The 23,524-nt window shown below is 63.8% G+C and carries 26 protein-coding genes; 5 read left to right on the plus strand and 21 right to left on the minus strand.

Annotated elements, in window-relative coordinates:
- The first annotated feature begins 58 nt into the window (after nucleotides 1–58).
- The gene (locus tag H6955_17380; GenBank protein ID MCP5315334.1) at nucleotides 59–841 is read left to right on the plus strand and encodes a hypothetical protein; all 783 of its coding nucleotides are present in this window, start codon (nucleotides 59–61) and stop codon (nucleotides 839–841) included.
- A 64-nt stretch (nucleotides 842–905) separates the two neighbouring features.
- On the opposite strand, the gene H6955_17385 is transcribed toward H6955_17380, so the two are convergent.
- The 4 genes from H6955_17385 to H6955_17400 form a co-directional block, all read right to left on the minus strand.
- Complete coding sequence (locus H6955_17385) at nucleotides 906–1,784, minus strand: hydrolase 1, exosortase A system-associated (protein ID MCP5315335.1); 879 nt, start codon at nucleotides 1,782–1,784, stop codon at nucleotides 906–908.
- On the minus strand, nucleotides 1,774–2,625 hold the full coding sequence (locus H6955_17390) for a hydrolase 2, exosortase A system-associated (protein MCP5315336.1): 852 nt from the start codon (nucleotides 2,623–2,625) through the stop codon (nucleotides 1,774–1,776). The genes H6955_17385 and H6955_17390 overlap by 11 nt, the downstream gene beginning before the upstream one ends.
- Nucleotides 2,625–2,864: an acyl carrier protein gene (locus H6955_17395; protein ID MCP5315337.1), complete on the minus strand. Its 240-nt coding sequence runs from the start codon at nucleotides 2,862–2,864 to the stop codon at nucleotides 2,625–2,627. The genes H6955_17390 and H6955_17395 overlap by 1 nt, the downstream gene beginning before the upstream one ends.
- 197 nt (nucleotides 2,865–3,061) lie before the next feature.
- Nucleotides 3,062–4,645, minus strand: coding sequence for an acyl-CoA ligase (AMP-forming), exosortase A system-associated (locus H6955_17400; GenBank protein ID MCP5315338.1), 1,584 nt, complete (start codon nucleotides 4,643–4,645; stop codon nucleotides 3,062–3,064).
- A 463-nt stretch (nucleotides 4,646–5,108) separates the two neighbouring features.
- Between H6955_17400 and H6955_17405 the strand changes: the two genes are divergently transcribed.
- On the plus strand, nucleotides 5,109–7,187 hold the full coding sequence (locus tag H6955_17405) for a hypothetical protein (GenBank protein MCP5315339.1): 2,079 nt from the start codon (nucleotides 5,109–5,111) through the stop codon (nucleotides 7,185–7,187).
- Nucleotides 7,188–7,257: 70 nt separating this feature from the next.
- On the opposite strand, the gene msrA is transcribed toward H6955_17405, so the two are convergent.
- The 5 genes from msrA to H6955_17430 form a co-directional block, all read right to left on the minus strand.
- Nucleotides 7,258–7,899: a peptide-methionine (S)-S-oxide reductase MsrA gene (msrA, locus tag H6955_17410; GenBank protein MCP5315340.1), complete on the minus strand. Its 642-nt coding sequence runs from the start codon at nucleotides 7,897–7,899 to the stop codon at nucleotides 7,258–7,260.
- Nucleotides 7,900–8,001: 102 nt separating this feature from the next.
- Nucleotides 8,002–8,367 carry a VanZ family protein gene (gene vanZ / locus H6955_17415; protein ID MCP5315341.1) on the minus strand — a complete coding sequence of 122 codons (366 nt, stop codon included), beginning with the start codon at nucleotides 8,365–8,367 and terminating at the stop codon, nucleotides 8,002–8,004.
- Entirely contained in the window at nucleotides 8,367–9,656 is a 1,290-nt protein-coding gene (purD, locus tag H6955_17420) for a phosphoribosylamine--glycine ligase (GenBank protein ID MCP5315342.1), read from the minus strand. Before purD ends, vanZ begins: the two co-directional genes overlap by 1 nt.
- Before the next feature lie 42 nt (nucleotides 9,657–9,698).
- The gene (locus H6955_17425) at nucleotides 9,699–9,989 is read right to left on the minus strand and encodes a hypothetical protein (GenBank protein MCP5315343.1); all 291 of its coding nucleotides are present in this window, start codon (nucleotides 9,987–9,989) and stop codon (nucleotides 9,699–9,701) included.
- Between the two features lie 64 nt (nucleotides 9,990–10,053).
- On the minus strand, nucleotides 10,054–10,356 hold the full coding sequence (locus tag H6955_17430; GenBank protein MCP5315344.1) for a hypothetical protein: 303 nt from the start codon (nucleotides 10,354–10,356) through the stop codon (nucleotides 10,054–10,056).
- On the opposite strand from H6955_17430, the gene H6955_17435 reads away from it, so the two are divergent.
- Nucleotides 10,243–10,710, plus strand: a complete 468-nt coding sequence (locus tag H6955_17435) for an MGMT family protein (GenBank protein ID MCP5315345.1) — start codon at nucleotides 10,243–10,245, stop codon at nucleotides 10,708–10,710. The two genes, H6955_17430 and H6955_17435, sit on opposite strands and share 114 nt — an antisense overlap.
- A 23-nt stretch (nucleotides 10,711–10,733) precedes the next feature.
- On the opposite strand, the gene purH is transcribed toward H6955_17435, so the two are convergent.
- From purH to H6955_17490, 11 genes are all read right to left on the minus strand, one after another.
- On the minus strand, nucleotides 10,734–12,293 hold the full coding sequence (purH, locus tag H6955_17440; protein ID MCP5315346.1) for a bifunctional phosphoribosylaminoimidazolecarboxamide formyltransferase/IMP cyclohydrolase: 1,560 nt from the start codon (nucleotides 12,291–12,293) through the stop codon (nucleotides 10,734–10,736).
- Nucleotides 12,294–12,472: 179 nt separating this feature from the next.
- On the minus strand, nucleotides 12,473–12,772 hold the full coding sequence (gene fis, locus H6955_17445; protein MCP5315347.1) for a DNA-binding transcriptional regulator Fis: 300 nt from the start codon (nucleotides 12,770–12,772) through the stop codon (nucleotides 12,473–12,475).
- A complete protein-coding gene (dusB, locus tag H6955_17450) occupies nucleotides 12,769–13,788 on the minus strand; it encodes a tRNA dihydrouridine synthase DusB (protein MCP5315348.1) in 1,020 nt (339 codons plus the stop codon). Before dusB ends, fis begins: the two co-directional genes overlap by 4 nt.
- A gap of 183 nt (nucleotides 13,789–13,971) precedes the next feature.
- Nucleotides 13,972–14,730, minus strand: coding sequence for a zinc-ribbon domain-containing protein (locus H6955_17455; GenBank protein MCP5315349.1), 759 nt, complete (start codon nucleotides 14,728–14,730; stop codon nucleotides 13,972–13,974).
- Complete coding sequence (prmA, locus tag H6955_17460; protein MCP5315350.1) at nucleotides 14,727–15,608, minus strand: 50S ribosomal protein L11 methyltransferase; 882 nt, start codon at nucleotides 15,606–15,608, stop codon at nucleotides 14,727–14,729. Before prmA ends, H6955_17455 begins: the two co-directional genes overlap by 4 nt.
- A 74-nt stretch (nucleotides 15,609–15,682) precedes the next feature.
- Complete coding sequence (gene accC / locus H6955_17465; protein ID MCP5315351.1) at nucleotides 15,683–17,023, minus strand: acetyl-CoA carboxylase biotin carboxylase subunit; 1,341 nt, start codon at nucleotides 17,021–17,023, stop codon at nucleotides 15,683–15,685.
- 4 nt (nucleotides 17,024–17,027) lie between these two features.
- Nucleotides 17,028–17,486, minus strand: a complete 459-nt coding sequence (locus H6955_17470; GenBank protein MCP5315352.1) for an acetyl-CoA carboxylase biotin carboxyl carrier protein — start codon at nucleotides 17,484–17,486, stop codon at nucleotides 17,028–17,030.
- A 40-nt stretch (nucleotides 17,487–17,526) separates the two neighbouring features.
- On the minus strand, nucleotides 17,527–17,961 hold the full coding sequence (aroQ, locus tag H6955_17475) for a type II 3-dehydroquinate dehydratase (GenBank protein MCP5315353.1): 435 nt from the start codon (nucleotides 17,959–17,961) through the stop codon (nucleotides 17,527–17,529).
- A gap of 135 nt (nucleotides 17,962–18,096) precedes the next feature.
- Nucleotides 18,097–18,651 carry a TlpA family protein disulfide reductase gene (locus tag H6955_17480; protein MCP5315354.1) on the minus strand — a complete coding sequence of 185 codons (555 nt, stop codon included), beginning with the start codon at nucleotides 18,649–18,651 and terminating at the stop codon, nucleotides 18,097–18,099.
- Nucleotides 18,648–21,071, minus strand: coding sequence for a protein-disulfide reductase DsbD (locus H6955_17485; protein ID MCP5315355.1), 2,424 nt, complete (start codon nucleotides 21,069–21,071; stop codon nucleotides 18,648–18,650). Before H6955_17485 ends, H6955_17480 begins: the two co-directional genes overlap by 4 nt.
- Nucleotides 21,056–21,346 (minus strand): divalent-cation tolerance protein CutA, encoded by a 291-nt coding sequence (locus tag H6955_17490; GenBank protein MCP5315356.1) that lies wholly within the window; start codon nucleotides 21,344–21,346, stop codon nucleotides 21,056–21,058. Before H6955_17490 ends, H6955_17485 begins: the two co-directional genes overlap by 16 nt.
- Nucleotides 21,347–21,618: 272 nt before the next feature.
- Here H6955_17490 and H6955_17495 point away from each other — a divergent pair, with 272 nt between their 5' ends.
- Nucleotides 21,619–22,065: an FxsA family protein gene (locus H6955_17495; GenBank protein ID MCP5315357.1), complete on the plus strand. Its 447-nt coding sequence runs from the start codon at nucleotides 21,619–21,621 to the stop codon at nucleotides 22,063–22,065.
- A gap of 31 nt (nucleotides 22,066–22,096) precedes the next feature.
- Here the strand turns inward: H6955_17495 and H6955_17500 are convergent, their stop codons facing one another.
- On the minus strand, nucleotides 22,097–22,666 hold the full coding sequence (locus H6955_17500; GenBank protein MCP5315358.1) for a hypothetical protein: 570 nt from the start codon (nucleotides 22,664–22,666) through the stop codon (nucleotides 22,097–22,099).
- Nucleotides 22,667–23,189: 523 nt separating this feature from the next.
- Between H6955_17500 and groES the strand changes: the two genes are divergently transcribed.
- A complete protein-coding gene (gene groES, locus H6955_17505; protein MCP5315359.1) occupies nucleotides 23,190–23,480 on the plus strand; it encodes a co-chaperone GroES in 291 nt (96 codons plus the stop codon).
- Nucleotides 23,481–23,524 lie beyond the last annotated feature (44 nt).

Raw genomic sequence — 23,524 nt, forward strand, 5'->3', positions numbered from 1 at the left:
GTAGCGGTGAATCGCTCGCGTCTCATTCCGTTTTCACCCTGCGGTCGGTGAGGTGGACGTGTCTGTTCATCGCTTTCTGACGGCGCTTCTGCGTAATCCGAAACACCTGGTCGGGCATCGCAACATCTTTCTGTTCAGCCATATGCGCGCCTATACCAGTCTGTTCGGGCACATTCTCGGCAGTCACCCGCAGATCGAGGGTTACTATGAGATGCAGATCGGCTACTACAGCTGGAAAAGCCTGTGGCGGCAGAAGCTCCTTTACCTCGGTACACACGACGTCAAGCCGGCATCCGGTTTCATGTTCGACAAGATCCTGCACAACGAACTGACGGTTGCGCCGGAGATACTCTCCAGGGACTCGGTGCGGGCGCTGTTCGCATTGCGCAAACCGGCCAGTACGATCAGCAGCATCGTTCAGCTGTACAGGAAGGTCGACCCCGAGCACCCCTACACCCATCCTGACCGGGCGCAGGCCTACTATGTGGAACGGTTGTCCGGACTTTGTCGCTTGGCGGAGCGTCTGGCGGGTAGGTTCTACTATCTCGATGCCGAGGCGCTGGTCGATGAGCCGGAGCAGGTGCTCGGAGATCTGAGTGCCTGGCTACACCTGGCTTCTCCGTTAACTACCGAGTATCAGCTGTTCGAGAACACCGGCAAGCCGCGCGCCGGAGACAGCTCCGACAAGATCAAATCGGGAAAAATCGCCCAGGCGACGCGCCCCCCTTCGATCGAGGGCTTCAGTCCGGCACTTCTCGAACAGGCCGAAGCGGTTTACGACGAATGTCGGGCGTGCCTGCTGCGTTTGAGCGACACCGCGTTTCGTCTCGGTTCCGAATAGGCCTGGGAAACAGGGCAAGCGCGATTCGACGCTGGCGGTGTCGCCACCACCGTCGAGCGTGCGATCACTGCCGCGTGGCGCCCAATTGTCCAAACCAATCGGCGAGTGCCTTGAACAGCTCTACCCTGGACTGGGTCTCGGAAAATGTATGGTCGGCGTTCGGCAGCACATGTCGGGTGACTTTGTCGCTGCGCACCACGGCCTGCCATTCCTTGGAAGCCGCCACACATTCGTCGAATTCCTTGGCTACCAGACTGCGCCCGCCGATCAGCACAAGGACCCGGCCGTCGAAACGCTTCCATCCCTCCAGCATGCGCTGGGTGAAGGGCCGCGAAGGCGCGAATGGATCGGCATCGCCCGTGTTCCGCTCACCAGCTGCGCCGCGCGCCTTGCGCAGATTCTGTGTCAGCCCGGACAGTGATTTTGCGAAGTCGAATTCGAGACGGAGTATCTTGCGCCACAGTTGCTTGGAAAACAGCCTGCTTCGATAGTAGTGCTTGATCATGACTTTGGCCCGGACCTCTTCGACCTGGGTGTACGGGTTGTTCAGGACCCAGGCCGCAACCGCCGGATGTCGCCAGCCGCCGATTGCAATCGCCGATGCACCGTCGCAACCACCGTAAAGTACCACCCGTTCTACCTGCGGGGCCCGCTGCAGAAATGCATCGATCGCCGCATTGATATCCTCGGATCGGTCCAGGCCGGGGTCCGTGCCGCTCGCGTCGCCCGAGCCACGAAAGTCGAAGCGCATCACGGCGACACCCCTGCTGGCAAGTTCGCGCCCCAACTGCACCTGTTGTCGGCAGCAGCCGATGCGGTATTGGGGGCCGCCCGCGATGATACAGAGCAGGCCCAGTGGGCCCGGTCTTTCGGGGAGGTGTACGATGCCGACCAGTGTCTCGCCGGCACAGGGGAAGGTCGTTGCAATCTCGTCAGCGTTCATCGCCTGCTCTTTCCGAAAACAGCGCCGAGGTGGCGTGCAGCAAGCCGTCGGCCTTTGCCTGCTTGTGCAGTGTCCATAGTTGGGGGGCCACGACTGCGTGGGCCTGCACTTCGACGCCGCTGGCGGTCAATTGCTCGAGTGTTTTGCTGGCGCCGCCCGGTAACGGACGCTCGGCGTCCGCCACGCATTCGAGCCAGTCGACGCGCTGTCCCGCGAGGCGCTTCAGATCGACCAGTCGCGTGCGATCCAATGCCTCTGTCAGCGCCCCCGGAAGGACATAGCCCGAGACTTCGAGCAGTGCTCCCCCAGCCAGCCGTTCACGCATCTCTGCGGTCGTTTCAGGCGGTTCGTTGCGGTCGACGAGCGCGGATACGCGCAATCGCAACGTCTGCGTCAGGTAGGTCTTGCCGTCCGCAACCGGTTGCCAGAACAGCAGCCGTTCGAACATGTCGGGGTGCATCGCGGCGACTTCGGCGGCCAGCAGGCAGCCCAGTCGGATGCCCCACAACGATATCGGACCTTCTGAATGATCAGCCAGCCACCGCGCTGCGTTTTCGACATCGCTGCGCCAGATCTCCCAGGTCGCGTCGGGCAGATCGCCGCCGCTGTCTCCGGTACCAAACAGATCAAGCAACAGGCAGCCGTAACCCATCCCGGCGAATGCACGTGCCTGTGCGGCCATCAGCGCCCGCGTACGGTTCATCTCCTCGCCAAACGGAGGCACGCAGAGGATCGCGCCTCTGTCGGGCGCATCCGGCTTGAAATGCAGGGTGAACAGGCGACCTGCGTTTCCTTGCAGAAAGGCCGGATATGGCACCGCGGTCGGAGTGCCCGCGGTCATCAAGACTTGGATTCGATGAATGCCGCCAGCGAACCGACCGTCTCGAACAGTTCTGCCGAGATCTCTTCGTCGTCAACCGTCGACCCGGTCTCGTCTTCGATCGAGGCGATGATGCCGGCGATCGTCAGCGAGTTGAACTGCGGGAAATCACCGGCAATGCGTGTGTCCGGCGTCAACTCGACGTTGGTCAGCTGAAGGTTCGAGATCAGGATCTGTTTGGCCAGGGTTAAGGAATCCATGTCTTCACTCAAGGGTTGGAGCTGTCGGAGGGGGATTTTGTCAGACCTTGGGCCCGTGCGGGGACCACAATTCGCGCGCACCGCCGTCGTGACGCCCGATGCGCCTATGAGCACTGTTGCGAGACGGGTGGCCGTTCGACATCGGTCTCGGTCGGGCCTGCGTGGCCATGCCTGTGCGACCTCGCTGGCAGGGCGCCTCAGGCACTGAAGTACTCGTGAAACATGCGCGTCAGTTCGGCGCGATCGATCTTGCCGTTGGGGCTGCGCGGCAGGTCGTCGGTGACCTGGATGTGGGCCGGAATCATATAGGTCGGCAGTTCCTGCTGGCAGAACTTTCTGACTGTCGCGTCGTCCACGTCGTGTCCGTCGGCCGGATGCACCAGCAGGATGATCGCCTGGCCCAGATCCGGGTGGGGTACGCCCAGCGCAACCGCTTCCGCAGCAAACCCCGAGGCGAAAACGACCTCTTCGACCTCGGTCGGGCTCACCCGGTAGCCCGAGGTCTTGATCATCTCGTCCTTGCGGCTGACGAAATACAGGTAGCCGTCGGCATCCATGCGCATCTGATCGCCCGACCATACCGCGATCTCGGGGATGGGGATGCCCGGCGGCTGGCCCGGGGCGGGGCGAAAACGTTCACTGGTGCGTTGCGGGTCGTTCCAGTAACCCATTGCGACCAGGGTGCCGCGGTGCACCAGTTCGCCCGGTTCGTCGGGTGCGCAGCGCGAGCCGTCTTCACGCACCACCATCAACTCGACATTGGGCAGCGCCTTGCCGACCGATCCCGGGCGTTCGTCGATCTCTTCCGGCGAAAGGTACGATGAACGAAACGCCTCGGTCAGGCCGTACATCTGGAAGATGCGCGTGTTGGGAAGCAGTTCCCTGAGCCGCTTGAGCGTCGTGCTGCGCGCCGCCCCACCGGACGTCGTAATGTATCTGAGCGACTGCCTTGCCTCGTCCGGCCAGTCGGCCACTGCGAGCTGGTTCCAGATCGGTGGCACGGCCGATACCCCGGTCACTGCGAACTTGGCGATCGCCTTGGGCACCTCGCGCGGGAAGAGGTAGTCCATCAGGACCACAGATCCGCCGGCCGAATAGGCCGTGGTCAACTGGCTGAGGCCGTAATCGAAGCTCAACGGCAATACCGCCAGCAGCCTGTCGTCGGCGGTCAACCCGAGGAACTCCGCAGAGCTCTTCGCGGCTTCAACCATGTTGCGGTGCGACAGCACGACACCCTTTGGCAGACCGGTGCTGCCCGACGTATACAGGATCGCCGCCATGTCCGTATCGATCCTCGGGTGGACCGGGCGCGGCGGGGTATCCATCAACGCCTGCCATGATGTGAACCGGGTCGAGACCGTCTCTGGCAGATCGTCGGCCGCTGAGGTCAGTACCACGGTCACGAGGTCGCGGCACTCATCCAGTACCGGTGCCAGCTGTTTGGCGCGTGCACCCGAGGTGACGAGCACCCGCACATTACAGTTCTGCAGGATGTAGGCAACCTGCTGCGGCTTGAGCAGCGGATTGACCGGCACCGTGACACCGCCGGCCGCTGCGGTTCCGAACAGGCTGATGACGACCTCGAACTGCTTGGGCAGGTAGATCGCGACCCGCTCGTCGGCCGCCAGTCCGGCTGCGCAGATCGCCCGCGCGAATCGGTCAATCTGATCGCGTAGTTCGGAAAAATTCAGGGTGTCCGACTTCTGCAGGAGCGCCGGTCGCGTAGGGTGGCGGTCTGCCGAATCAGCTACCAGGTCTTGCAGCAGGCGAACATCGCGCACTTGGTTAGCCTCCGGGGCGGGTGATGGACATGGCTGCCGCGGACCTTGCCGGCCGCCGTCGAGCGTCTATCCGGGTGGAGTCGGCGCCGCCTTGGCGGTCGGCCGGGATGGGCATAAAACTGGCTTCCATGGACGTGGTGAATCGAATCGCTGGCGGCACCTTCGCCCGGGATTGCAGGGTCGACATGTTCGCATTGTTGGGACACATCGCCAAGAACCCGGGCCGACGAGCGGCCGGTTCCGGTAGGGCGCCGATTGCGTGTCGTCGTGGGAACCCGATGCCCAGGCGGTGTCGCCGGTTGCCGCACGATGGCTGTTGACTGTGCTTTCGCATACGAGCCGGGTGACAGCGGCAGAGGTGGACCGATAGGTGGATTGTCGCGCACACTCGGCGTCGCATCGGTCGGTTCGGTCGGTGGCCGGGTGAAACCGGACGGACCTGTTTGAAAGGAAGGACAACTGCGTGGTACAGACGGGTAAAGGCGCATCGGCAGCGGGTTGCGCGTTCGATCGGTTCGCCGCGTTCTCGGTGATCTTTGTCGTCTCCCTGTATGGCCTGTGGACCCTGTATGTCTGGCTGGCACTGGCGCTGGCCTGGGACCTGAACCAATTCGGCCACTATTCGTTTGTGCTGCTGGCGGCCCCGCCGACAGCCTGGTGGCTGGCCCGCAAGGCGGTGCCGGTGGCGTTGGAAGCAGACCTCCAGCGGTTTTCCACGGGACACATCCGATGGCCAGGCAACCGGCTGCTGGGTGCGGTGTCACTGTTGCTTGCCGGGGGGGGGCTGCTGGGTGCGCTGGCCCTGGTCGTTGCGCGTACCCAGGGCGACTTCGGCCTTCCGTGGTCGTTACTGTTCGTCTCGGTGCTGGCCGCGGCGTATTTCGCGGCCGCGCATGCTGCTGGTCCGGGCGGGGGCCAGGCGGCGCCTGGGCGCGCCGACTACCTCAGTTTCGTCGTGTACGCGGTTGTCGCTTTGAGCTGCGCCCTGCTGTATCTGTTTTCGAATGCGACCAATGCCGACGACACGCATTTCCTCGGTGCCGCCCGCGCGGTGTTGTCGTATCCGGACCTGCCGCTGTTTTCACAGGACGGGATCTTCGATATTCCGGGCACCGACAACTACATCTTCCGCCTGAACAAGGGTCAGTCCTGGGAACTGCTGGCGGCCTACCTCGCCTGGATCGGGGCAGCGGACCTGCTGTCTGCCTACTATCTCTGGCTGCCGCTGTCGTTCGTGGTCCTGATTCCGCTGGCAATGTATCTGGTGGGCTACCGGTATTTCGGGCTTTCCACCTGGGTAGGCATCGCCCTGGCGATTGTGTTTCTGGTGTCCTGGGGGGTCTACAACCACTCCAACGGGATGTTCTTCCTGCCACGCTTCTTCCAGGGCAAGGGCGTCTTCGTCACGGTCATGGTGCCGGTGCTGTATTGGTTGGTCCGCGGGTACCTGCATTCCCTGCGGCCGCTGTTGGCAGGCCTGGTGTGTCTCGCGCTGATTGCGTCCGGCGGTCTGACGTCGACGGCGCTGTATCTGGCGCTGGCGGTGGTGGGTGTCGCTTACCTGAGCTTCGTCCCGGTGCGTTGGCGGAATATTCTGCAGGGAGGGATCGGCCTCGCGTTCGCCTCGGTGCCGAGCCTGGCGATGACCGCATGGTCGCTGGTCGGCATCGTCGCGATGCGCGAGCTGCCCCGCGCGTCCCTCGGCAACAGCCAGGCGAACGACAACACCTCGATCTACTGGTTCTTCGGCGATGGCACCCATCTGGCCATCGTCCTGGTGCTGACCTGGCTGGGTTTCGCGGTGTTCGCACTGATGCGGGAACAGCGCGCGGGGGCCCTGGAGTTGACCCGCTGGTGGCTGGTGCTGGTCGCGTTGGCGTTGAACGATCCGCTCTCGGAATGGCTCGCATCACTGACCGGCATATCCAACGTTCGCTGGCGCTGGCATTGGGTGATGCCGGTAGGACTGGTGGTGATGCTGGTCGGTGCAGGTGCCTTTCGTCTGCTCGTGCAACGTCCGAGCCGTGGCGAAGGCGTTTGGTTGCGCCTGGCCCGCCGTTCGCTGGTCGTGGTGCCGTTTTTCATCTTGGCCTTTGCGTTGCAGAGCCTTGGATCGACCGCGAAACGCCTTGCATCGGAGCCGGTGGTCCACAAGCTGAATCCGGACGCCCTGGCAATGGCATCGGCGCTACGCGATCGGTTTCCGACGGCTTTGGCATTGGTGGACCTCAGGGTCGCGGAGATCCTGCCCATGCTCGACTGGGGGGGCAGGCTCATCGCCTCCAGGGAGTTGTATTGGGCGCATCCTTATTTCGCCGGCGACGAGGCGCACGATCGCGCCCGCTTGCAGGATCTGGTCGATCGCGCAGAGGCCTGGTCAGCGGATGACAAGGCATTCCTGAGCGCGGAGATCGATCAGCGGGGGATCGACGTGATAGTGCTGGATGCCGGGTCGGCGCACGCCGACGGCGCCGTACACGATCTGGCCTCGCTGTCCTGGACCTGCGCACCCGAGGGGGTCTGGGCCGTGTGCACCCACTGAGGACCCGCCTCGTGCGACGCGACGAACCGTGTCCATCCGGGCGGCAGCCCTTCCCGGCAGTGCCCGCGGTTTACGCGTCGGGCAGACATACCCCTGTTCCGCCGAGCCCGCAGTAGCCGCCGGGGTTCTTCGCCAGGTACTGCTGATGGTAGGACTCGGCATAGTAGAACGTCGGTGCGTCCAGAATCTCGGTTGAGATGCGCGACAGGCCGCGCTGCTCCAGAGCGGACTGATAGCGCTCAAGGCTGTGCTCTGCAAGTGCCCGCTGGTCGGCGGAAAAGACATAGATGCCGGAACGATACTGGGTCCCGACATCGTTGCCCTGGCGCATCCCCTGGGTTGGGTCGTGTGCCTCCCAGAACGTCTTCAGCAACCGTGCGTAGTCGATGTGTTCCGGATCGAACACCACCAGCACGACCTCGTTGTGTCCGGTCAGGCCGGTGCAGACTTCGTCATAGGTCGGATTCGGTGTGTATCCGCCGGCGTAGCCGACTGCGGTCGTGAAAACGCCACCGAGCTTCCAGAAGGTGCGTTCGGCGCCCCAGAAACAGCCCAGCCCGAATATGGCTTGCTGCATCCCTTCAGGAAACGGCGGTTTGATCGGATGTCCGTTGACGAAATGCCGGTCGTCGACCGGCAGCGGATCCGCACGTCCCGGCAGTGCGTCCTTCGGGCCCGGCATTTCGGTCGATTTCTTGTGCATCCACAACATCGTCACCCCCGTCTGTCGCGTATCCAGGGCCCGTTCAATGCGGGCCAGGTTGGGGAATTCTGCGCGCCAAGGGGCGGTCCAAGGCACTACATCGCCTGGGGTTTAGCGGATACCCCGGCGCCTCAGCAACGGCAGCAGAAACAGGCCGTAGAGCAACAGGCCCAGGGCGTTGGCGACCAGGTCCGCGGTGCTGAACATCCGCGTGGCGATCTGGGTCTGCAGCAGCTCGATGGACAGGCCATACCCCAACAGCGCGCCCCATTTGGTTGCATCGAAGCCACGTGCGGGCCAGCTCGCGTCGGCGAGAAACGCGAGTAGCAGGTAACTGGCCAGATGGGCCCATTTGTCGGCCTGCGGGATCGGGGGCAGGGCCACCGGCCGGGGATTCAGGGCCAGCCAGGTCGCGGTCAGCAGTGCGAGTCCGAGCAGGATGCGAAAACCCGCCGAGTCGCAACGCGATATCGCCATCAGCCGGTGCGTTCACGGGCGATCGCCCGGAAACCGATGTCGTGCCGATAGAACATGCCGTGCCAATCGATCTGGCGCGCCAGGGTATAGGCCGCGGCCTGGGCGTCGGCGACATGATCACCGAGTGCGGTGGCACACAACACGCGTCCTCCGGCAGTTACCACCTCGCCGTCACGCTCGGCCGTCCCCGCGTGGAACACCTTGCGGTCCGGCATCTCGGCCGTGGGCAGGCCGATGATGCGGTCGCCTTTTGCGTAGCTGCCGGGATAGCCGCCGGCCGCCAACACCACGCCAACGGCACTCCGCGGGTCCCAGTCGGCCTTCTCGGTATCCAGGGTTCCGTCGATCGCGGCGAGGCAGTGCGCCACCAGGTCGGAACGCAGGCGCAACATGATCGGCTGGGTTTCGGGATCGCCGAACCGGCAGTTGTACTCGATTACCTTTGGTACGCCGTCCGGGGTGATCATCAGGCCGGCATACAGAAAGCCGGTATAAGGCAGTCCCTCGTCCGCCATGCCGCGCACGGTCGGCATGATCACCTGGTCCATGATGCGTTCGTAGACCGTGTCGGTCACCACCGGTGCCGGCGAGTAGGCGCCCATGCCGCCGGTATTGGGCCCGGTGTCCCCATCGCCCACCCGCTTGTGATCCTGGCTGGTGGCCATAGGCAATACATGTCGGCCGTCGGCCATCACGATGAAACTCGCCTCTTCGCCCTCGAGGTACTCCTCGATCACCACGCGGTGCCCGGCCTCGCCGAACGCGTTGCCGGCGAGCATGTCTCGTACCGCGGACTCCGCTGTCGCCATGTCCATTGCGACGATCACCCCCTTGCCGGCGGCGAGTCCGTCAGCCTTGACGACGATCGGTGCACCCTGTTCCCGCAGATAGGCGAGTGCGGCATCCAGGTCGGTGAAGGTGCGATACGCAGCCGTCGGGATACCGTGCCGGGCGAGGAAGTCTTTGGTGAACGACTTCGAGCCCTCGAGCTGTGCGGCGCCCTGGCCGGGGCCGAAGCACTTGAGGCCGGCCGCGGTGAAGGCGTCCACTACACCAAGCACCAGGGGTGCCTCCGGGCCAACGATCGTGAGCCCGACGGCTTGCTCGCGTGCGAACGCGACCAGTTGATCGATGTCTTCGGCGTCGATTGCGACGTTGCGCAACTTGGCTTCACGTGCTGTCCCGGCGTTTCCGGGGGCGACAAAGACCTGGTCTGCCAAGGGTGACTGCGCGGCCTTCCAGGCGAGCGCGTGTTCGCGGCCGCCGCCGCCGATAATCAGGATATTCATCAGATGGGTCGTTCGGTAGTCAGTACGGTGCAGCGCGACATTCTACCCGGCATCGCCCGGTTCCGGGGTACGCATGAGGTCGGCCTTCTCGAGCACCCGCGCGATCTTCCGACTGGTACGCAGCAACTGCGACAGTTCCGCCAGGCCGGGCCGTTCTCCGGCGGTGATCCGCTGTTCCCAGGTCTCGATTTCGGTCGCCAGAAACTCAAGCAGCTTCAGGGAGCAGCCCTCGCACGGTCCCGCGCAGACCTGCGCCTGAGGCCGGTCGAACGGAAAGGTTGCGCGGATCTGTGCGATCAGCTGCTGCATCGCGGTGGCGCTGTCGGGTTTCATGCCGTGCTCGGTTCAGGGTTGACGGCCAAGGTCCGTCCCATGCTGCCGCTGGCCGTCCGGGGATTCAAGCGCCGGCGTTGGACTCGCGCTGCTTGCGTACCCATTGCACATGGCGCCGTATCGCCGGGTCGGCACGCAGTGCCGTCAGCGAGCACAGGCGCCTGGCGAGCGTCATTTCATCGTACAGCCGGTGCAGTCCTGTGTGGCAGAGGCGGCATACCTCGATTCCGGCGGACAGCGCCTGCCGATCGAAATGCTTGCGAAAATAGGTACGTCGGTGGACCTTGCGCGGCACCAGGTGGTGGAATGTGAGTTCAGTGCGGCGGCCGCAGAGACTGCAGCAGCCGTTGTCGCCAGACCTGCTCATGCCCGGATACTGGGCCGGGCGGGGGACAGGATCAAGCACGTGAGCGATGTGCACCTTCAACTGTACGCCTGGCTCGCCCGGGTTCCGCCGGCGACGGTGGTCACCTACGGCCAGTTGGCGAAGCTCATCGGTCGCCCGAACGGCGCACGCTGGGTGGGGCGGCAGCTGGGCAGCCTGCCGGCGGGTTCGGTGCTGCCTTGGCACCGCGTGGTCAATGCGCGGGGCTGTTCGAGTCTGCCGCTCGATGCACGCGGTTGGAACCGCCAGCTACGCCTGCTGCAACGCGAGGGTGTGCAGGTGGTCAATGGTCGGATCCCGCTCAACCGCTATCGGTGGGATCCGTTTGCCGGTTGAGCGGCGCCTTCGCCTGTGGATGCTCAGTGACGGAAATGCCGCATGCCCGTGAACACCATCGCCATGCCGTGTTCGTTGGCTGCGGCGATCACCTCTTCGTCACGCATCGAGCCACCGGGCTGGATGACCGCGGCGATGCCAGCGGCGGCGGCATTGTCGATGCCGTCGCGGAACGGGAAGAAGGCGTCCGAGGCCATCACCGAGCCGCGCACCTCCAAGCCGGCCTGCTCCGCCTTGATCGCGGCGATGCGTGCGGAGTTCACACGGCTCATCTGTCCGGCGCCGACACCGATCGTCATGCCGCCGCGGGTATACACGATCGCGTTGGACTTCACGAACTTTGCAACGCGCCAGCCGAACAGCAGGTCACGCATCTCGTTTTCGGTGGGAGCCCGCTCGCTGACCACACGTGTCTCCGTCAGCAGCTGCAGATCGGCATCCTGCACCAAGAGGCCACCATTCACACGTTTGAAATCCAGTCGGTGGATGACCTCGGCGGCCCAGTCGCCACAGGCCAGCAGGCGGACGTTCTTCTTCGCCTTCACCGCCTCTATGGCTTCCGCCGACACCGTGGGCGCGATGATGACCTCGACAAACTGACGATCGACGATGGTCTTGGCGGTCTCGCCGTCGAGTTCTCCATTGAATGCGATGATGCCCCCGAACGCGGACTCCGGGTCCGTTGCGTAGGCGCGGTCATAGGCCGCGAGCAGGTTGTCCGCAATTGCGACACCGCACGGATTCGCGTGCTTCACGATCACGCAGGCCGGACCTTCGTCAAACTGTTTGACACATTCGAGAGCCGCGTCGGTATCCGCGATGTTGTTGTACGACAGTTCTTTGCCTTGCAACTGGTGTGCCGTTGCAACGCATGACTCCTGCAGGTTGTGCTCGACGTAGAACGCCGCCTTTTGATGCGGATTCTCGCCATAGCGCATGGTCTGCGTCTGACGGAACTGCAGATTGATGGTATGCGGAAAGTCGCTCTGACCCTCGGCAGTGATCGTCCCGAGGTAGTTGGCGATCGCCCCGTCGTAGCGCGCAGTGTGCTCGTAGGTCTTTACCGCCAGCTGAAAGCAGGTCTCGTCGCTGACCTGTCCTGCGTTGCGGCGCATCTCCTGGATGATCCGACCATAGTCATGGGGATCGACCACGACCGCGACATCGCGATGGTTCTTGGCGGCAGCACGGATCATCGTCGGCCCACCGATGTCGATGTTCTCGATTGCATCGGCAAGGGTGCATTCGGGGTCGGCCACGGTCTTTTCGAACGGATACAGGTTGACGGCCACCAGATCGATGCGGCCGATGCCGTGACGCTCCATCACCTCGTCGTCCAGGTCCCGGCGGCCGAGAATCCCACCGTGAATCTTCGGATGCAGTGTCTTGAGGCGCCCGTCCATCATCTCGGGGAACCCGGTGTAGTCACTGACCTCCATGACCGCGACGCCGTTGTCGCGCAACAGTTTTGCGGTACCGCCGGTGGAGAGGATCTCGACGCCGGATTCGACCAGGTCGCGGGCAAATGCGACCACGCCGGTCTTGTCGGAGACGCTGATCAGGGCTCGGGTTATGGATGGCATGCTGTGAATTCCTGCGCGGACTAAGCGGACGGCTTGCCCGGGGTATCAGAGTCAATACCGCGGGCGCACACCGCATCTCGATGGATTACTCGCCCCCGGCGCACCCGGTCCGGAAGTGGGGCCGGGCGACATGGGGTTGTCGGTGGCCCGCAACGACTGCCGCCGCGGGCAGCAAGATTTTACTCTATTTCGTACTGGGCAAGTTTTTTGCGCAATGTGCTTCGACTGATGCCGAGAATCTGTGCGGCCCGACTTTGATTGCCGCCGGTGTGATCCATCACGGTGCGGAACAGGGGCCGCTCCACCTGCTCGATCACGAGCTGATAGAGTTCGGCGGGATCTGCGCCGTTGAGCTGGTCGAAGTAACGCGACAGCGCGTCACGCACGGCTTCACGCAGGGGTTCAGTCTTCTTTGTCTTGGACACGCTCGAGAACTTCTTGGGCGTATGCGCGGCGGTTTGTGTGCTTGCGAGACTCACGCTGCTTTCTCCTCCTTCCTGGGCACTGGACCGAAGCCGGGTGCCTTCTTGTCGTTAAGGCGGTCGAAAAACTCCCTGATCAAACTGCCTTGCTGTTGAGTGTTCTGCGCAGCGTTGAAACGTTGGCGGAACGCAGCGCTGCCGGGCAATGCATTGCTGTACCAGGCAACGTGCTTGCGGGCGATCTTCACTCCATGATCCGGCCCATAAAACGCGTACAAAGAATCCAGATGTTCGGTCAAAAGATCGCGGATCCACGCGGGTTCCGGATCGGGAAGTCGTTCCCCGGTGTCCAGGTAGTGGGCGATTTCGCGAAACACCCAGGGGCGGCCGTGCGCGGCCCGGCCGATCATCAGGCCGTCGGCACCTGTTTGTTCAAGCACCTCCAAAGCCTTGCGCGGTGAATCGATGTCGCCGTTCGCGATGACGGGAATCGATACCGCCTGTTTCACCTTGGCGATGGTCTCGTACTCGGCCGAACCGCGGTAGGCGCATGCGCGACTGCGGCCGTGTACTGCCACTGCGGCAATCCCGGCCCGCTCCGCGATCTGCGCAATGCGGGGCGCGTTGCGATGCTCCAGGTCCCACCCGGTCCGCATCTTCAACGTCACCGGCACATCGACAGCGGATACGACCCGATCGAGGATCTCGGTCACCAGCGACTCATCGCGCATCAGCGCCGAACCGGCGGCCACTTTGCACACCTTCTTCGCCGGACAGCCCATGTTGATGTCTATGATCTGCGCGCCGTATGTGACGTTGACCCTGGCGGCCTCTGCCATCCGCAGCGGATCAGTGCCGACAATCTGCACCACGACTGGTCCGGGCTCGCCATCGTGATCGAGCCGCCGAACGGTCTTGCGCGTGCCGTAAAGGCTGGCGTCCGTGGTCACCATCTCCGAGACCGCCATGCCGGCACCGAGACGCCGGCACAGCGCCCGGAAGGGGCGGTCCGTGACTCCGGCCATTGGTGCGGCGATCAGATTGTTGTCGAGTTGATGATGACCGATGCGCACTGTCCGGGAGGCCTCTGTCAACCTGCTGCCGAGTGAGTCGGAAACTGCAATCCTGGTCTGACGATGCTGCGGCGTTCTGCGCTGTTGCCGCGTCGGAATCGAAGCCGATCTGGGGTCGTCAGGGGGATGCGATGTTACGCTTAAATGACATCAACGCAAGCGCCAAATCGCGTAAATGTCGCGTCACAGAAAGTCGATGGCGAAGCCCGTCGCAATGCTACCCGGATCCTGGAAATCCAACTCGATAGTGAACACTTCGCCTGGGGCCACCAAGTGATCTCTGGGTGGGGGTGGATAGGTGTATTCCGACGGCATCAAGCGGCGGCGGATCAATACGCTTCCGTTGTTGTCGAGCAGCGACAATTGGATGTCCGGCAAACGCTGCGGTCCTTGCGCCATGTTGCGCACCACTGCACTGAAGGTCAGTGCGTCGTGATCGGTGGTCGCAGGCCGGATGTCGCGCTGCATCACCTTGAATGCATCCGGCTTGTGCACCAGCGACGGTCGACATTCGAGGTATCGGCACAATGGTTCCAGCGCAGGGAAGTGCTGCAACAGGACGACACGCTGCTGCCATGCCAGCTGCATGCCGAGTAGCGCGATCAACACGATTGCGATCAACGTGTACCACGGCTTGCTGCGTGATCGTTGCGTGTACAGGCTGTCGTTGATGTCCAGTCCTGCGTCATCGGATGCCTGGAGGGGTGGCAGATCTTCGGGTACGTCAAACGGTAGGTCGGTGGGTGCGGCTGGCTGCGGACGCTGTTCCATGTGCGCATCCAGGCGCAGCGCGCGATTGCGCTGCGCCGGGTCGCCAGGTTCGCCGGAGACGGCGTCGAACACCAACCCGCAACGCATGCAGCGAACGATGCCGTCGACGTCGAGCAATGCGTCCGGACCGATCGCATAGGGCGTTGCGCAGCGCGGGCAATGGATGTTCATGTGCGTCGTCTGCCAGACAGCAGCACCCAGTCTTCGTCGGTCTCCGTCGGTTCGAACTCGATCTGCTCGGCATAGGCCCGCATGACCTCGTCCGCCTGGTGCTGCAAGATGCCCGACATCACCAGCTGTGCGCCCGGACGCAACAGGCCGGCGATCTTCGGCGCGAGCCTGATCAGGACATTCGCAAGGATGTTCGCGATCACGATGTCGGCAGCGGCGCCGCCGGACTGTTCGCTGTGTTCGACGTCAAGCGCATTCGCCACACTGTTGCGCAACGCATTGTCGCGCGTGGCCAAAAGCGCCTGTGGGTCGTGATCGATGCCGATGGCATGGCGCGCGCCCAGTTTCAATGCGGCGATCGCCAGGATGCCGGATCCGCAACCGAAATCGATCACGTCGCGGCCGTCGAGGTCGTGCGCGTCGAGCCAGCGCAGGCACAACGCCGTCGTCGGGTGAGTTCCGGTGCCGAACGCCAGGCCGGGATCGAGATCGACCACCACGGCATCCGGTTGCTCCACTGCATGTCCGCTGGGACGGATCCACAGGCGTCTGCCGAAGCGCATCGGACGGAACCTGTCGAGCCAGGCGCGCTCCCAATCGCGGTCGCCGAGTCGTTCGAGCCGCAGCCCGTCACCGATCTCGTCGCTCAGCGTCTGGGTGATTGCGATGCGCAGGGCATCCGCATCGGTGTCGCCTGTGAACAGCCCGGTGACCCGGTTGGCCTGCCAGAGCGGCGTCTCGCCGGGTGCCGGTTCGAGCATCGGTTCGTCTGCCGCGTCGTGCAGCGAGACGGCCACGGCGCCGAGTTGTTCGAACAGCAATTCGATCAGCGGCACACGCGCCGGGTCGATGGTTATGTGGGCTTGGAGCCAGGACATGGTCGAAGTCTATCGCGATTGGCCGGTTTGCCAGTGCGCGCCACGTTGGCGATGCCGGTCGGCCCGGTGGCCCGCTAGAGCCCGAGCTTCTTTTCCAGATAGTGGATGTTCATCCCGCCGGCCTGGAAGTTGGCATCCGCCATGATCTCGGCCTGCAACGGGATGTTGGTCTTGATGCCGTCGATCACCATTTCGGACAGCGCCGTGCGCATGCGAGCGATCGCCACTGCGCGCGTCTCGCCGTGTGCGATCAGCTTGCCGATCATCGAGTCGTAGTACGGTGGCACGCGGTAGCCGTTGTACAGATGGGTGTCGACCCGGATACCCGGGCCACCCGGCAGGTGCAACTGGTTGATATCACCCGGGCTGGGCATGAAATTCTTGGGATCCTCGGCGTTTATCCGGCACTCGACCGCGTGGCCGCGGATCTGAATGTCGGATTGCCGGTAACTCAGCTCCTCTCCGCTCGCGATGCGCAACTGCTCCTTGACGATGTCGACCCCGGTGATCATTTCGGTGACCGGGTGCTCGACCTGTACGCGTGTGTTCATCTCGATGAAGTAGAACTCGCCGTTTTCGTACAGAAATTCGAAGGTGCCGGCACCGCGGTAACCGATCTGCCGGCAGGCGTCGGCGCAGCGTCCGCCGACCCGCTGTCGCAGTTCCTCATCGATCCCCGGTGCTGGCGCCTCTTCGACGACCTTCTGGTGGCGTCGCTGCATCGAGCAGTCGCGTTCGCCTAGATGGATGGCATGCCCGTGTTCGTCGGCGAGTACCTGGAACTCCACGTGACGTGGGTTTTCCAGGTACTTCTCCATATAGACGGTCTCGTTACCGAAAGCGGCGCCGGCCTCTGCCTTGGTCAGCGAGATCGCGCTGAGCAGCGCTGCCTCGGCGCGTACGACGCGCATGCCGCGGCCGCCGCCACCCCCGGCGGCCTTGACGATGACCGGGTAACCGATCTCGCGCGCAAGCTTGATGGTGCGCTCGTCGTTGTCGTCGAGGGGGCCGTCGGAGCCCGGCACCGTGGGTACGCCGGCCGATTTCATCGCCTCGATTGCCGTGATCTTGTCACCCATCAGCCGGATCGTTTCCGGGCGCGGGCCAATGAACACGAACCCTGATTGCTCGACCCGCTCGGCGAAGTCGGCATTTTCCGAAAGGAAGCCGTAACCGGGGTGGATCGCCTGGGCGTCGCACACCTCTGCCGCGCTGATGATCGCGGGCACGCTGAGATAGCTCGCGGCAGACGCCGCGGGGCCTATGCATACGGATTCGTCGGCGAGTCGGACGTGCTTGAGGTCGCGGTCCGCCTCGGAATGGACTGCGACCGTCTTGATGCCGAGTTCGCGGCAGGCGCGCAGGATACGTAGTGCGATCTCGCCGCGGTTGGCGATGACAATCTTCTCGAGCATGGGCTCAACCAATCACAAACAGCGGTTCGTTGTATTCGACCGGTTGGCCGTTTTCGACCAGTATCTCGACGACCTTCCCGGATTTGTCGGATTCGATCTGGTTCAGGATCTTCATCGCCTCGATGATGCACAGGGTGTCGCCGCTCGACACCGCCTGGCCTTCGACGACGAACGGTTTGCCACCCGGCGAGGGTGCCCGGTAGAAGGTGCCGACCATCGGCGACCGGATGATATGACCCTCGGGCTCCTTCGGCGCCGCGGGCGCAGGTGAGCCGGCCGCTGTGGCACCTGCCGTCGGCGCGGTGGGCGCGGCTACAGGGGCGGCGGCTGCAGCGATCATCGCCGGCATCACGCTGCTGGTACGGCTGATGCGCACCGATTCCTCGCCCTCGTGGATCTCGATCTCTGCGACATCCGATTCCTCGAGCAGCTCGATCAGTTTTTTTACCTTGCGGATATCCATTAGGACGCTTCCTTCTCAATGCGTTGTAGCTCGTTTCCGATCATCCGCCGACCCTGCGCAATGCGGCGGCGAGTGCCAGTTCGTAACCCTGTGCGCCGAGGCCGCTGATCACGCCGACCGCCACGTCCGACAGATACGAGTGGTGGCGGAAGGACTCGCGGGCGAACACGTTCGACAGGTGCACCTCGATGAACGGGATGGCGACCCCCAGCAGGGCGTCGCGCAGGGCGACGCTGGTGTGGGTCAGGGCGGCGGGGTTGATCAGGATGAAATCCACCCCTTCGCTTCCCGCCTGGTGAATGCGATCGATCAGCTGCGCCTCGGCGTTGCTCTGCAGAAACGCGATATCGTGGCCAGCGGCCTGCTCAACGAGGCGCTGTTCGATGCTCGCCAGGGTGTCTTGCCCGTACAGCCCCGGCTCGCGCGAACCCAGCAGGTTCAGATTCGGGCCGTTCAGGACAAGGATGCGTGCCATGGACAATCGGTTCCTTGGGGCGGTCGGTATCAGCCTTGACCAATCTGCCGGGATCTGTGCCGAAATGGCATCAAATTGACGCTAATTGTCGAACACCGCTCTGGGTTTGTCCAGGACCGGCAGGTCTTTCCGGGATCAGCCCGGAGCGGCGAGCCGGCGGAGCAGGGGTTCCAGCTGGTCGCGTTCCAGACCGCCTGCATGGCGCATGACGACCTTGCCGCCCGGGGCGGTGACGACTGTGAAGGGTAGCCCCTCGTAGCGGTTGCCAAGGCGTCTCGACAGGGTCACTGCGTCGATGTCGCCGAGCAATACCGGATAGTTGACCCCGAAGGAGTCGGCGAACTCGCGTACCGGTTCCGCATCATCGATCGCGATACCGACGAACTGTACGTTGTCGGCGAACGTCTCCTGGAGGGCGACGAACTCCGGTGTCTCCTTGCGGCAGGGTGGGCACCAGGTCGCCCAGAAATTGAGCACCACGACCTTGTCGGCGAACTCGCCGCTGTTGCGGACCCGCCCGTCGAGGTCGGGGTAGGTGAAATGCGGCAGGGTGTCGACCTCCTGCACGGTCTTCACCGGGTTGGTGGCCTCGTTTTGCGCGGTATTGTCGAACGCGCGCCAGGCGAAACCGCTGGCAGCGCCAATGACGGCTCCGCCGACCGCGATCAGGAAATAGTTGCGTATCTTCACTCTCTGAGTGCCTCTTGCAGATGCGGCGCAAACCGATCGGGGCCCATGAACCCGAGTAGCCTCAGGTGCCTGCGTTCTTCTCCGTCCGGACCCCAAAAGATCATCGCCGGCGGTGCCGGGATGCCTATATGCCGCTGCAGCGCCTTGTCGGCGTCATCGTTGTCGGTCACATCGGCCTGCAGCAGGACCATCTGCGACATCGCATCGCGCACCGCGGGGTCCGGGAAGGTCTCTTTCTCCATCTGGATGCAGTAGATGCACCAGTCGGCATAGAAATCCAGCATCACCGGCCGCCCCGCCGCTTTCGCCGCTGCCAGTTCGCGTCCCAGGTCCTCGACCGTCTTGATCCGCTTGAACGCCGGGTGCTGCTCTGCGGCCGCTCCGCCGCCGCCGACCGCAAGACCGCGTAGCGGCTGCAAGGTGTCCTTGCCGTTCGCGGCGACGCCGACCAGGAACAGCGCGCCGTAGATCAGGCCCGCGGCCCCCAGGCCCTTCCAAAGTTTGCGCCAACCGCTGGCGTCCGCGGGCAGTTGGCTGAGCGCCCCCATATAGACGCCGGAGACGACCAACAGAATACCCCACAGCAGCATCGCGGTCACCGGCGAGATGACGCGCTCGAGCAGGTAGATCGCGACGCCGAGCATCACCACCCCGAACACCGCCTTGACGGTGTCCATCCAGGCCCCGGCGCGAGGCAACAGCTTGCCTGCGGACGTGCCGATCGCGATCAGCGGGGCGCCCATGCCCATCGACATCGCGAACAATGCCAGGCCACCCAGCACCGCATCGCCCGTCTGGCCTATATAGATCAGGGCCCCGGCCAGTGGCGGCGCGACGCAGGGTCCGACGATCAACGCCGAAAGGAGGCCCATGATGGCGGCGCCGGCCAGGTTGCCCCCTTGTTGTTTGTTGCTGATCTCGGTGAGCCGCGACTGCAGGCTGGACGGCAGTTGCAGGTCGTAGAACCCGAACATCGAGAACGCGAGGGCGACGAAGACCAGCGCGAAGATGCCGATCGCCACCGGGTTTTGCAGCATGGCCTGCAGATTCTCGCCGGCCAGCGCGGCGAACACGCCGGCCACCGTGTAGGTGAGCGCCATCGCCAACACGTACACCAGCGACAGCATGAAGGCCTTGCGGGTCGTGATCTTTTGGCCGTGGCCCGTGATGATCCCTGAAAGGATGGGGATCATCGGGAACACGCAGGGAGTGAATGCGAGGCCGAGCCCGATCAGGAAGAAGGCGCCGACCACGACCCAGGTGCTCCGCCCGGCGATCATCGCCGCGATCTGGTCCTGTTCGGACTGCTGCGTCACCGGTGCGACCGCGCCGGTCGCCGGCGTGACGGGGCTGTCGGCAGCGGCGACCGTGGCCGCACCCTCGGCGGCCGGCAGGGCCAGCGTGAACTGCTGTTTCTGGGGCGGATAGCAGATTCCGCGGTCGGCGCAGCCCTGGTAACGCGCGGTCAGGGTCACCTCGGTGGCCGCCGCATTGCTGCGCACCAGCGGAATGTCCAGGTCGATCAGCTTGTGATAGACCGCCACGTCGCCGATGCTGCCATCCGGTTTGATCGAGTCCTTCTTGATGTCCGGTTCCGGCAGCACGTACTCGCCGAGTTGGACGCCATCGCCGGCCAATTCGAGCTTGATCTTGTCCTGGTAGAGATAGGTGCCGTCGGCGATCGTCCACTGGACCTGGAGGCGGCTGCCGTCACCGCTGCTGGCGCTGACCTGGAACGCCTGCTCCGGCGCGAGGATATCGTCACCTGCCGCGTCCAGGCCGAGGTCTTCGCCGAGTTGTGCCAGTTCGGTGAACGGATCTGGCGCCGCAGCGGTCTCCGCCGGTTCGGGTTCGGGTTCGGGTTCGGGTTCGGGTTCGGGTTCGGGTTCGGGTTCGGGTTCGGGTTCGGGGCTCGACTCGGTGGCGCTGCCCGAAGGGGTGAAGTCGCTGATCGCCGCCGGGTCGACCGGCGGCGGGCCGTCGGCTGCCTGGCTGAGCGCGACCAACACCGACTGGGTGTGCGGCGGGTAGCAGATTCCGCCGTCCGCGCAACCCTGCGAACGTGCTTTCAATGCCACGGTGTCGGTGTCGGCGGGTAGCGCGTCGAGCGGGACGTCGATCGTCACCTGGTCGCGATAGATGTCCACCGTGCCGAAGATGGGGTCGTCTTTCTGCTTTGCCGGTGGCAGATCGGGTGAGCCGAGTTCGACCCCCGGGGTGTCGCTGATAAAGCGGAACTTGCTCTGATACAGGTAGTAACCGTCGGCGATGCGCCAGTTGAAACGCACGCTGTTGCCGTTCCCGGCCTGGGCCGAGATCACAAACGCCTGGTCCGGTTTGAGGAATTCCTGTTCCGCCTGCGCCGCGGTAAACAGCGGCAACAGTGCGAGGATGGCCCAGGCGGTCAGCTTGTTGTACATGCTTCGATCCATTTCAGGTAGTCGGCTAGGCCCTCGGTGATCGGAACCGCGATCACCTCCGGAAGTTCATAGGGGTGCTGCGCGATAATGAAGCTTTGCAGTTCTGCGTATCGTGCCGCTGCGGTCTTGATGGTCAACATGACTTCCGTGCCGCGCTCGAGTCGTCCCTGCCATTCGTAGAAAGACGTCACCGGCGCGGAGATATTCACGCATCCGGCGAGCCGCGCCTGAACCATGGCCTGTGCCAGCTTTTCCCCACTCTCCTGATCTGGCATGGTGGTGATCACGAGCAATATCTTCGGCACCCTGTGAACCCTCAAGCGACACAATACAGCGCAGCCCGGATGCCGGTCTCCCAGGCACCTCGGGGCGCCAAGTTTACCCCGGTTCGGCGCGCTTTTGCCTGCGTCCTTGGCGCGGAGATGCAGATCGGCACAAATGGGTGCGCGCCGCACATTGCGGTGTATTCCGGCGTCTCGCCGGTCGGTCCAGCGGGGTGTCGGTCGTCGTTGCGCCCATTTGCCGTCCGCCAGCCAGAGAAGACATCATGTCCAGTCCTGGGTTGATTTTTTTGTTCATTTTCGTCGCTGCGCCACTGATCGAACTCTATCTCTTGATCGAGGTCGGCAGCGAGATTGGCGCCTTGCCGACGATCCTGCTGTCGATCTTCACCGCGGTACTGGGTGGTGCACTGGTACGCATGCAGGGGCTGGCGGTGTTGTTTCGTGCGCAGGCGCAGATGGCCAACCGGGAGGTGCCGGCGTTCGAGTTGCTCGAGGGGGTGTTGCTGGTACTGGCCGGCCTGATGCTGCTGCTGCCCGGATTCGTCACCGACACGCTGGGTTTTCTGTTGCTGCTGCCGTCACTGCGACGCTGGTTGATCCTGCGTTGGCTGGCGGCGCGGGTGGACCTGCAGCCGGCCCCTGGTGAGAACCGCCGATCGCCGGTGCACCCTGATCGCGTGATCGAGGGAGACTACAAGCGCGAGGATTGACGTACCCCGCCGCTCCCGCAGGGCGCGGCCGTCAATGGGGCGTCGGAGGGAGGGTCGCCAGATCCCGGTGCCTGGTCCCGCCATCCAGCATGACCTCGACCGGGAGTTCTCTGCGCCGGGTCACCACTGCGACCAGGTCGACGAACCGGTCGAAGCCGTCCGCGAGTTCGCCGAACACCGTCGCCATGGCCCGGTCGCCCGGCTGCTGTGCGGTCTGATTCAGGTAGCCGTACGCGTTACCGCCCATCGCGACGCAATAGTCGAGGTCCTGAAAATGCCGACTCAGCCGGCCGGCAAACCATCCCCCCACGAACAGCGCCAGATCGCCCAGACGCTGTAGCCAAAGGCGCCGCTCGCGTTGACTGCGCGCCTCGAGCGCCTCGCCGTACAGCAGTGCGAGTGGGCGCAGTTGCAGACGTTGATCGCTGTAGTCGAATACCCGCTCGCTGCGCGCGTACTGGCACAGCAGGAGTGCGAGGTAGTGAAGGGTGGACTGGTCGGCGGATACGCCGCATTGCCGGGCGGCGGTGTGCACGGCGTCGTGGAAGTATTCGCCCAGCTGCGGTGTCTGAATCAATCCACCCTGTGTCTGGTCACCCATCGGCAGTCCTCCAAATTTCCCCGGACCCGCTTGTAATAGGTTTACGACATATTCGATAAAATGTTTAGTTATCAGCACTTTGTGAGCGCGAGTGCTAATTTCGCGGGGAGGCATCGACCGGCAGGCGTCGGGATTGCCGGAGTGTTGCTCTGCCACTCCACGAGTGCGGTGCCGAGGATGGGCGGGCTCGCTGGGCGACGGTGCCCGGGCCGGCGCGCTGCACCTGGATCGGGCCCGGCCGCGGCGCTGCCCGTCCTGCCCGGAAAATCTTGTGGTTATTGCCGGTACAGCCGGGTCCGTTAGTACTCACTACCTGCTTCCCACCAACGTTAAAGGTCTTTTGTCCACCGGTGAGCGTGGTCTGCGTGGTCGTGTCCGGGGCTGGCGGGAGATTCCGGGGGCGCCCTTGACTTGCGTCGGATCGCCCCTATTATTGGCACTCACTTGGCGCGAGTGCTAACAACGCAAACGCGCAGAACCACTGAAGCTCAACTGCTTTTTGACCATCAGGAGATTCCGCGAAATGAACATTCGTCCCCTGCATGACCGCGTGGTCGTTCGTCGCAAGGAAGAGGAAACCACCACCCCCGGGGGCATCGTGCTGCCCGGCTCGGCGACCGAAAAGCCCGTCCAGGGCGAGGTGGTCGCTGCCGGCAAGGGCAAGATCCTGGAAAACGGCGATATCCGTCCGCTCGACGTGAAAGTCGGCGACAAGGTGCTTTTCGGCAAGTACTCGGGCACTGAAGTGAAGCTCAACGGCGATGAGGTCCTGGTGATGCGTGAAGAGGACATCATGGGCGTCATCGAAGGCTGATCGCCGGCATCAGACATCCCTTTGGTTCACAACGAATTCAGGTA

It is taken from the genome of Chromatiaceae bacterium (assembly GCA_024235395.1).
Classification (GTDB): domain Bacteria; phylum Pseudomonadota; class Gammaproteobacteria; order Chromatiales; family Chromatiaceae; genus Thiosocius.

Coding starts and splice junctions, on each gene's coding strand:
- H6955_17495 (MCP5315357.1), top strand. CDS start 21,619: ATGTCCAGTCCTGGGTTGATTTTTTTGTTCATTTTCGTCGCTGCGCCA.
- aroQ (MCP5315353.1), bottom strand. CDS start 17,961: ATGGCACGCATCCTTGTCCTGAACGGCCCGAATCTGAACCTGCTGGGT.
- H6955_17390 (MCP5315336.1), bottom strand. CDS start 2,625: ATGACCGCGGGCACTCCGACCGCGGTGCCATATCCGGCCTTTCTGCAA.
- purH (MCP5315346.1), bottom strand. CDS start 12,293: ATGCCATCCATAACCCGAGCCCTGATCAGCGTCTCCGACAAGACCGGC.
- H6955_17490 (MCP5315356.1), bottom strand. CDS start 21,346: ATGCCAGATCAGGAGAGTGGGGAAAAGCTGGCACAGGCCATGGTTCAG.
- H6955_17395 (MCP5315337.1), bottom strand. CDS start 2,864: ATGGATTCCTTAACCCTGGCCAAACAGATCCTGATCTCGAACCTTCAG.
- H6955_17435 (MCP5315345.1), top strand. CDS start 10,243: ATGCTTGCGAAAATAGGTACGTCGGTGGACCTTGCGCGGCACCAGGTG.
- accC (MCP5315351.1), bottom strand. CDS start 17,023: ATGCTCGAGAAGATTGTCATCGCCAACCGCGGCGAGATCGCACTACGT.
- msrA (MCP5315340.1), bottom strand. CDS start 7,899: ATGTTGTGGATGCACAAGAAATCGACCGAAATGCCGGGCCCGAAGGAC.
- purD (MCP5315342.1), bottom strand. CDS start 9,656: ATGAATATCCTGATTATCGGCGGCGGCGGCCGCGAACACGCGCTCGCC.
- H6955_17485 (MCP5315355.1), bottom strand. CDS start 21,071: ATGTACAACAAGCTGACCGCCTGGGCCATCCTCGCACTGTTGCCGCTG.
- H6955_17385 (MCP5315335.1), bottom strand. CDS start 1,784: ATGAACGCTGACGAGATTGCAACGACCTTCCCCTGTGCCGGCGAGACA.
- vanZ (MCP5315341.1), bottom strand. CDS start 8,367: ATGGCGATATCGCGTTGCGACTCGGCGGGTTTTCGCATCCTGCTCGGA.
- H6955_17430 (MCP5315344.1), bottom strand. CDS start 10,356: ATGAGCAGGTCTGGCGACAACGGCTGCTGCAGTCTCTGCGGCCGCCGC.
- H6955_17425 (MCP5315343.1), bottom strand. CDS start 9,989: ATGAAACCCGACAGCGCCACCGCGATGCAGCAGCTGATCGCACAGATC.
- prmA (MCP5315350.1), bottom strand. CDS start 15,608: ATGTCCTGGCTCCAAGCCCACATAACCATCGACCCGGCGCGTGTGCCG.
- groES (MCP5315359.1), top strand. CDS start 23,190: ATGAACATTCGTCCCCTGCATGACCGCGTGGTCGTTCGTCGCAAGGAA.
- H6955_17470 (MCP5315352.1), bottom strand. CDS start 17,486: ATGGATATCCGCAAGGTAAAAAAACTGATCGAGCTGCTCGAGGAATCG.
- H6955_17455 (MCP5315349.1), bottom strand. CDS start 14,730: ATGAACATCCATTGCCCGCGCTGCGCAACGCCCTATGCGATCGGTCCG.
- H6955_17500 (MCP5315358.1), bottom strand. CDS start 22,666: ATGGGTGACCAGACACAGGGTGGATTGATTCAGACACCGCAGCTGGGC.